This is a genomic window from Mameliella sp. MMSF_3455 (assembly GCF_030733205.1).
In the GTDB taxonomy this organism is placed as follows: domain Bacteria; phylum Pseudomonadota; class Alphaproteobacteria; order Rhodobacterales; family Rhodobacteraceae; genus Antarctobacter.
Window position 1 is genome coordinate 24439 of sequence record NZ_JASHJL010000054.1, and the last position, 7116, is coordinate 31554.

7 protein-coding genes and 2 pseudogenes are annotated in these 7116 nt (G+C 61.8%); 3 read left to right on the top strand and 6 right to left on the bottom strand.

Annotated features, from left to right (window positions below; all coding sequences use genetic code 11):
• Window positions 1–92: 92 nt before the first annotated feature.
• Window positions 93–953 carry a LysR family transcriptional regulator gene (locus RBB42_RS24905; RefSeq protein WP_200797839.1) on the top strand — a complete coding sequence of 287 codons (861 nt, stop codon included), beginning with the start codon at window positions 93–95 and terminating at the stop codon, window positions 951–953.
• A 106-nt stretch (window positions 954–1059) separates the two neighbouring features.
• On the opposite strand, the pseudogene RBB42_RS24910 reads toward RBB42_RS24905, so the two are convergent.
• From RBB42_RS24910 to tnpA, 4 genes and pseudogenes are all read right to left on the bottom strand, one after another.
• Window positions 1060–1680 (bottom strand): annotated as a pseudogene (locus RBB42_RS24910) (type IV secretory system conjugative DNA transfer family protein); the annotation flags it as partial.
• A 103-nt stretch (window positions 1681–1783) separates the two neighbouring features.
• Complete coding sequence (tnpC, locus tag RBB42_RS24915; protein ID WP_305972615.1) at window positions 1784–3454, bottom strand: IS66 family transposase; 1671 nt, start codon at window positions 3452–3454, stop codon at window positions 1784–1786.
• Window positions 3455–3518: 64 nt separating this feature from the next.
• Entirely contained in the window at window positions 3519–3872 is a 354-nt protein-coding gene (tnpB, locus tag RBB42_RS24920) for an IS66 family insertion sequence element accessory protein TnpB (protein ID WP_305972616.1), read from the bottom strand.
• Window positions 3869–4333 carry an IS66-like element accessory protein TnpA gene (gene tnpA, locus RBB42_RS24925; RefSeq protein WP_305972617.1) on the bottom strand — a complete coding sequence of 155 codons (465 nt, stop codon included), beginning with the start codon at window positions 4331–4333 and terminating at the stop codon, window positions 3869–3871. The genes tnpB and tnpA overlap by 4 nt, the downstream gene beginning before the upstream one ends.
• Before the next feature lie 226 nt (window positions 4334–4559).
• Between tnpA and RBB42_RS24930 the strand changes: the two are divergent.
• Window positions 4560–4715, top strand: a pseudogene (locus RBB42_RS24930) (transposase); the annotation flags it as partial.
• Here the strand turns inward: RBB42_RS24930 and RBB42_RS28175 are convergent.
• On the bottom strand, window positions 4664–5785 hold the full coding sequence (locus RBB42_RS28175; RefSeq protein ID WP_317629194.1) for a relaxase/mobilization nuclease domain-containing protein: 1122 nt from the start codon (window positions 5783–5785) through the stop codon (window positions 4664–4666). The pseudogene RBB42_RS24930 and the gene RBB42_RS28175 sit on opposite strands and share 52 nt — an antisense overlap.
• Window positions 5691–6278 carry a plasmid mobilization relaxosome protein MobC gene (mobC, locus tag RBB42_RS24940; protein WP_043146755.1) on the bottom strand — a complete coding sequence of 196 codons (588 nt, stop codon included), beginning with the start codon at window positions 6276–6278 and terminating at the stop codon, window positions 5691–5693. The genes RBB42_RS28175 and mobC overlap by 95 nt, the downstream gene beginning before the upstream one ends.
• A gap of 585 nt (window positions 6279–6863) precedes the next feature.
• Here mobC and RBB42_RS24945 point away from each other — a divergent pair.
• A complete protein-coding gene (locus tag RBB42_RS24945) occupies window positions 6864–7088 on the top strand; it encodes a nucleotide-binding protein (protein WP_305972618.1) in 225 nt (74 codons plus the stop codon).
• Window positions 7089–7116 lie beyond the last annotated feature (28 nt).

The window sequence follows — 7116 nt, forward strand, 5'->3', positions numbered from 1 at the left end:
CCTCAGGCACCAATCCCGAACTTCTATTCTTTGATAGACATGTGCTATGGTGAACCTCATGGCGGAAAGTGACGGAGACTGTGGCAGTGGAGATGAACCAGATCAGGTATTTTTTGGCTGTCTGCCAGCATCGCAACTTCACCCATGCCGCTAGCGCCTCAAATGTTTCCCAACCGTCCTTGACGACCGCGATCAAGAAACTTGAACACGAGCTCGGGGGTGATCTGTTTGTCAGGGACCGCGCGGGATGCAGGTTGACGGCACTCGGAAAACTCATGCAGCCAAGGCTACAGAAAGCGCATGACGAAACGCAGGCAGCTAAGGCAGAAGCCGTCCGCCACACGCGACTAGAGCGGGTTCCTATTTCTGTCGGTGTTGGCGAAACGATTGGTCACAACCGGATTTCAGCCGCCGTGGAACGCTTCCGTACACGATTGCCGCAAGCCGAAATAGAGTTGATCGTGGCGTCTGCCTCCAAGCTTCTGGCCGGATTGCGAGAGGGTGAATTTGACGTCGTTGTCACAGCGGCGACGGTCAGTGAAGACCTCTATCGAATAGACCAGCTCTATGACGAGTCCTACAAGGTTGTGGTGTCCAAGTCGCACCCGTTGTCTGGACGAAACGCTATTTCTCTTTCGACACTCGCTGAAACTGACATGCTCGATCGACCCAATTGCGAAATGCGCGATGCGTTGCATCGGGCATGTGCAGACCAAGGTCACGAACTCTACGCGGCCTATCGGTCAAATCGCGTGGATTGGTTAGTCGAACTCGCGCGGCAGGGATTAGGCGCGGTGATTTTGCCAACCACGGCAATTCCAGCAGACAGGGGCCTCGTTTCGATACTCATCGACGGCCTTGAAATTTCGCGAACTGTTTCTGCTCTTCGTTATCGGCACCAAACGACGAGACCAGAGACAAATGATCTGATCCGTGAGATTGCGCGTGTGTAGGCGTAGTCTCATTGATGGCCGACATTCGCGCATAGTGCAGTAACTGGTACTTTGGGCTCGGAACCGTCACTCGCCGCGCATTGCGCGAAGGTCCGCTGTAGAGCATTCAACTGTGCCCGGCAATAATCGCCCTTGTCGTCTGAACTGCCGAAGCGAGCATCGTTCGGTCCGCGCTCGTGATCCCCAATCCTTTAATATTCAGCGCTAGTTGACCTTGGCCACCTCCGCTTGCAGCAGCACGAGCCGCGCGGCCGCGGGCCTTCGCTGCGCTGACAGGGTCAGTTTTCGATGCGTTGGGCGCATTGTGGCCGACTTCCCGCGGTCCCGCGGCCGCCCGCACTTCCTGCAGCTCCTGCTTCAGCTTCTCGACCGTCTCGCGAGTCTCGGACATCTGTCGGTCCCGCCGAAGGCCGTCCTCATCCGGATACGGGAAGCTTCCCGATTGACCGGCGTGCAGAACCTTCAACACCGGGTCCTCGAAATACTTCACCCTTTTTGCCCGGATGGGCATCTGCGCGTCGATCACAAGGATGACCTCGTCGAGGTCCATGCGCCGGGCCTCATCCTCTGTCAGGAGCGGGGTATCTTCTGTCCTCTCCGAAACGCTGCGCCCCTCGAATGGATTGCGTCCAACAGCGCGGGAGCGGGTCACCACACGCTTGGTGGTCTTGCCGACGGCTTGGCTCAACTCCTCGATTGTCTTCTGCTCGGATGGGGTGAGGTAGAGCGTAAGCGGCGGTCACGCCCCATTGATTTCGCACTTGCGCGGTGTCGCGGGGAGTGAAGCTGAGTACGGTCGGTAGCTCGTCAGGTACTACGAGATGAGGTCCCTATGCCTTCTGGCGCTGCTGGCCGTAGGCCCATGGCATCAGGGCCTCGATGTCCTTGTCGAGATGGCCGTTGGCGAGTTTCGTGAACAGATCGCGCAGATAGGCATAGGGTTCGACGCTGTTCATCTTGCAGGTGCCGATCAGGCTGGCGAAGCGGGACCAGTTGCGGCCGCCTTCGTCGTGGCCTGCGAAGAGCGCGTTGCGGCGGTTCATGGCCGGGCTGCGGATGGCGTTTTCAACAAGGTTGGAGTCGATGTCGACGCGCCCATCGTCCAGGAACAGGCGGAAGCCGTCCTGGCGCTTCAGCATATAGGCCATGGCCTCGCCGAGGTCGGATTTGCGTGACACGCGTGCAGCCTGCGCCTTCAGCCAGGTGAAGAACTCATCGACCAGTTGGCGGGACAGGTCCTGCCGGACGGCCAGACGATGATCCGGATCAGACCCGCGGATGGCATCCTCAATCTTATAGAGGGCGGCGATGCGCAGCAGCGCCTCGTCGACGATGGGGGATCCCTTCTTGGGCGTGGCCTTGATCAGCTTCCTGCGGCCGTGCGCCCAACAGAAGGCCAACCGCAGCGGATCGCTGCCCGGGCGTTTTGGCGTGGCCAGATGGGAATAGCCGCCATAGGCATCGACCTGGATCGTGCCGTTGAAGCCAGTGAGGATTTCAGCGGCATATTCGCCCTTTCGCCCGGGCCTGTAATGGAAGACCACGCCCGGCGGCGCAGGACCGTTCCAGCCTCGGTCATCGCGCAGCACGGCCCAAAGATAGCCGGTCTTCGTCTTTCCCTTGCCCGGGTCCAGCACCGGGGCAGTGGTTTCGTCAACGTAAAGCCGGGTGCTGTCAGCCATCAGCCGCTTGGCCATGTGGTCTACCACGGGGGCGATCAGCGCACCGGTCCGGCCCATCCAGTCGGCCAGCACCGAGCGGTCGATCGGCACCCCATGCCGCGCCATCACCACGGCCTGCCGGTTCAGCGGCATATGCTCGGAATGCTTGGACACGGCGACCTGGGCCAGCAGCGCCTCGGTGGGCCAACTGCCCTCCAGCAGATGCGCGGGCACCTTGGCCTGCACCACGCCGGTGCGCCCCTTGGGGCAGGCGTATCGGGGGCGAACGGTGACGATGACCTGATAGCGCGCGGGGATGTAATCCAGCCGCTCGCTGCGGTCCTCGCCGATCCGGACCATGTCGCCGCAGCCGCAAGGACAGGCGATGCTATCGGGCTCAACCACGCGATCGACACGCGGCAGGCTTTCGGGCAGGGCCCGTGCCTTGCGGGGCGTACGCGGCTTGCGCTTCTCGGGGTCCGGTTCGCTGGTCGTAATCCTCTCCTCGACGGCGGCGATCTGCGCCTGTGTCTCGGCTATGGCGGTTTCCAGATCTTCCAGCGCCAGTTCCAGTTGCGCGGGGTCCAGCTTCTCGGATTTCGGCCCGAACTTCGTGCGCCGATAATCCTGAACCTGACCTTCCAGCTTCGCGATCAAGTCCTTCAGCTCGGCGATGAAGGCCTCCTTCTCGGCCACCACCGCCTGCTCATGCTGACGCGCTGCACGCTCAACGCGCGCCTCAAACTGCGCGGCTTCCAGCGCTGCCGTCTGGGCAGCAAAGGCCTTCACCACCTCGGGCGGCAAGTCAGGGAACTGGCTGAGATCGAGCGGTTGCGACATGCGCTTTCCTACCCGTTCCGGGACAGAAAACCCAATAAAACCACACCAGAAACGACCAGATGAGTCATCCCGCCGCAGCTGGCGGCAAAACCCTTTGCGCCACCACCCGCCGCCAATCGAGCCCTTCGAACAGGGCTTCCGCCTGCGCCCGGGACAGCCGCATCGTGCCGTCCTGCACCTTCGGCCAGGCAAAGCTGCCCTGTTCCAGAACCTTGTAGATCAGCACCATCCCGGTCCCATCCCAGACCAGGATCTTCAACCTGTCGCCGCGCTTCGAGCGGAAGACCACCGTCACCCCGGAATATGGGTCGAGCTTCAGCTCAGTCTGCACGATCAGCGCCAGAGCGTTGTGCCCGCACCTGAAGTCGACCGGCTTCGTCGCAATCAGGATCGGCAGCCGTTGGCCGGCGACAATCACGACGCCCCTCGCAGCGCCCGCACCAGTGTCGCAGCGCGGTCCACCGCGACATCGCCGGGAATGCGCAGCACCAGATCGGGACCGACCTCGACCGTCATCTCCCCGGAGCCATCCTGCGCAGCAACGGTGGTTGAAGAAGGCACGGGCTGATCCACAGGATCGGGCAAAATGGACAGCGGCACAAAGGCTGGCTCCGCCAACGCCAGGCTTGGGGATGGGATCAGCGCGTCCATCAGCTCACCGGGCAGAGCAAGTCGACCCTGACGGGCTTGACGACGCCAATCTGACAAGTGATGGGGCTGGATGTCATAGCGCGCCGCAACATCGACAACCCGCACACCCGGTTGAAGGCTTTCGGCGACAATCCGTGCCTTGACCTCAACTGGCCACCGCCGCTTGCCACGCCGCCGCGGTTCGACAACCTCGCACCGGCCCGCGAACCCATCACCACCATCCGCCATGCGCAACCTCCATCTGCTCAAGCAGACCCTATCGCAGGCGTCTCAGCCGTCAGGAACTCATCAACTCAATGGGGCGTGGCCCCCGCTTACGGTAGAGCTTCACTCCGGCGCCGCCCTGAAGCGACCGGCGGGTGTTCTCACCATAGTGAGCTACTCCCCGAAATTGGGACACTGACGTAGGCTACGATTTGCGGTCTGCTGATCTTCAACGAGAAGGAGATCAGAGATGTCGAAGCGAAAGCAGCACGCGCCTGAGTTCAAGGCGAAGGTGGCGCTGGAAGCATTGAAGGGCGAGGAAACGGTCGCCGAGCTGGCGAGCCGGTTCGGAGTTCACCCGACGCTGATCCACCAATGGAAGAAAGCGCTGCTGGAAGAAGCCTCCGGCGCCCTGTCGATCGCCGCCTCGATCTGGCGAATGTTCTGAGAAAACTCGGTGATCAGCGTGTCGAACGCTGCTTCGTCTTGGGACATGTAGATGGCTCCGTCAGATTGAATCTGACCGCCACTGGCAAGGATGGTGCTGGCCCGCTCGAGCGCTTCGGCCACGTCGTCGAAATTCGAGCGTGACGCCTCCGCCGCGAGCCCGCGGTAGATCAACGCGTTGTGCCTGACGGTTTCCAGAGCGGCCGCCAGGTCAGCACCGGTTCTCTGGCGCTCGACTGGGGGACGGCCTTCGTCACGAGCCTTGTAGATTTCATCGATCTCGGCGCGGTAGGTCGTGACGCCGCGATCCAGACGGCGCGTCGCCTCGAGGCGGATCCCATGAACTTGGGCCGCCTCAACCATCGCCTCGCGAAAGGCGTCGTAGTTGAAGTGATGATCCTTCCCGAGAAAGAACATTTCGCCATCCTTGCTGCGGCGGTTCAGAACGATATGCGCATGTGGATGTGCGCGATCTTGGTGTATTGCAGCAATATAGTCGAATTGCGATCCCTCACCTTGAAAGAACTTCTCGCAGACCGCCTGGGTGATATCGCGCACCTCTTCACCCCTGGTCCCAACCGGGAATGCCATCAGCAGATGCGACGTATGGCCAAGCTTGGGGCTGTAGCGCTCGTTCCACTGGTTCTCGAACCGCCGCGCCACTCGGTTGATCTCGGCTTCCGAGAGCTGCTTCTTCCCGTCATGGGTGCCGCGACTGTCGAGGATATGGGTCGACTTTGTCGTGAGATATGTGAGCTGCGCCCGTAGCTGCGCCCCGGTGTGGCAACCCCCTTTCGAGATAGCCTTGAAGATCGCTGGCGAATAGCCGCGCGCGGCCCGAACCATCTGCGCGCCCTTGGAAAGCCCCTGCCAAGATCCCGAAACTCGGCTCCAGCCGCGGTCAAAGAGCGCCGGGTCGATGCCACGGACCCGGTCACTCCGCGCCATTCTCATCCCTCTCGGCGAGGTCCGCCAGGGCAGAGCTGATCTCAAGGTCCAGCACGCTGCGCCGCGCACGCGACATCTCATGGACCTGGTCGGCCAGATCGAAGACCAGACGCGCAAGGGCGCGGACGTCACGGTGACTTGAGGCCGGGTAGGACAGTCTCTCGCCCCGCACCTTGGCCTCGTTCAGACGTCGCGCGATCTGGTTCACGTTGTTGCCGACCCGGTTGAGCGCGGCGCCGAGGTTGCGCAACTCGTCACACATCTCGTCGTCGGGCAGGAAAACACCTTCGGCCGCCAGCATCAGGCGGCGCATGGCATCCGAGCGGTGCGCAATCCCGCGCCGCGACAGCGCCGCGTCGAACCGGCGCAGGTCGTCGTCCGAGACCCGGATCCCCACAACCCGCGATCGGCTGCCGTTCGCTGTCTGACGCTCATCCCAGTGGTTCACCACGTTGTAGATCGTCTTCAGGCTGACATCGTAGCGGGCTGCCAACGACACCGCGGAGACGCCGTTCCGGCGGTCCTGGGCGATGGTCGATCGCTCGATCTTTGACAGTCTGCTGCGGCGGGGCATTTTGAAGTTAACGTTCCTATTTCTTGCCAACTTCGTACAAGCCCACCGACTCCCAACGCAAGTGGAGTCGGCCATAAGGGCTTGTACTCAATGTAGAAAATCGCCCTGCAGGAGCGATTTCCCGTCCCTTGTCAAATGGATCGCGCTTCGCGCTCATTGCACCACGCGATGCGGTCCCCGCATCGCGCATCGCGTCTTTTGCACCCCGTCTCTTGCACCCCGCAAGACGGGTTTTGCTGCGTGCTAACCGTCTCGCGTCACCTGCAGAACGCCATACGCGCGGCTGCCTCCCGTCGTCTGGCGCGCGCTATCCGTCACCTGCAGTCCGTCCGCAGCACATCGCCAAGCGCATCCCGACATTTGGAGGGTGTGTGGTGCCCCGCGACGAATGCTGAAGGCGCCACGGCAGGCGTCGCACGGTCATCGCACAACGCCACCCGCTGCACGCCAAACGCGGGTCGCATCCCGACTTCTGCTTGACCCCTCCGCCTCATGCGTTTAGCGACATTTTTGCATTATCGTTGCGAGTCACTATTTTTGCGGAGGATCAGAATGCCGAACGAAAATCTTGTGGTGATCGCAGCGATGGCCCGGAAAGGGGGCAGTGGAAAAACGACGCTTTCGCGCGCCTTGATCAGCGCCGCGATCGCCGCCGGACGCAGAGTGATGTTGATCGACACGGACAGCACGAGGGTGCTCGGGGCCTGGCATACTCGGGCGCAAGCCGGTGGGCTGAGTTCGCCGCTTCTCTGCTCGGCCATTGAACTGATGCGGTGGATGCCCCCACCAACGGCATCTCATATGCCATGATGGTTCCATTGGAACCGAACGGAGGGCA

Bases quoted from the DNA above. Each gene is read 5' to 3' on its own strand.
- RBB42_RS24905 (WP_200797839.1), top strand. From the start codon at position 93: ATGAACCAGATCAGGTATTTTTTGGCTGTCTGCCAGCATCGCAACTTC.
- RBB42_RS24945 (WP_305972618.1), top strand. From the start codon at position 6,864: ATGGCCCGGAAAGGGGGCAGTGGAAAAACGACGCTTTCGCGCGCCTTG.
- RBB42_RS28175 (WP_317629194.1), bottom strand. From the start codon at position 5,785: ATGAGATGTCGCGTGCGCGGCGCAGCGTGCTGGACCTTGAGATCAGCT.
- tnpA (WP_305972617.1), bottom strand. From the start codon at position 4,333: ATGGCGGATGGTGGTGATGGGTTCGCGGGCCGGTGCGAGGTTGTCGAA.
- mobC (WP_043146755.1), bottom strand. From the start codon at position 6,278: ATGCCCCGCCGCAGCAGACTGTCAAAGATCGAGCGATCGACCATCGCC.
- tnpC (WP_305972615.1), bottom strand. From the start codon at position 3,454: ATGTCGCAACCGCTCGATCTCAGCCAGTTCCCTGACTTGCCGCCCGAG.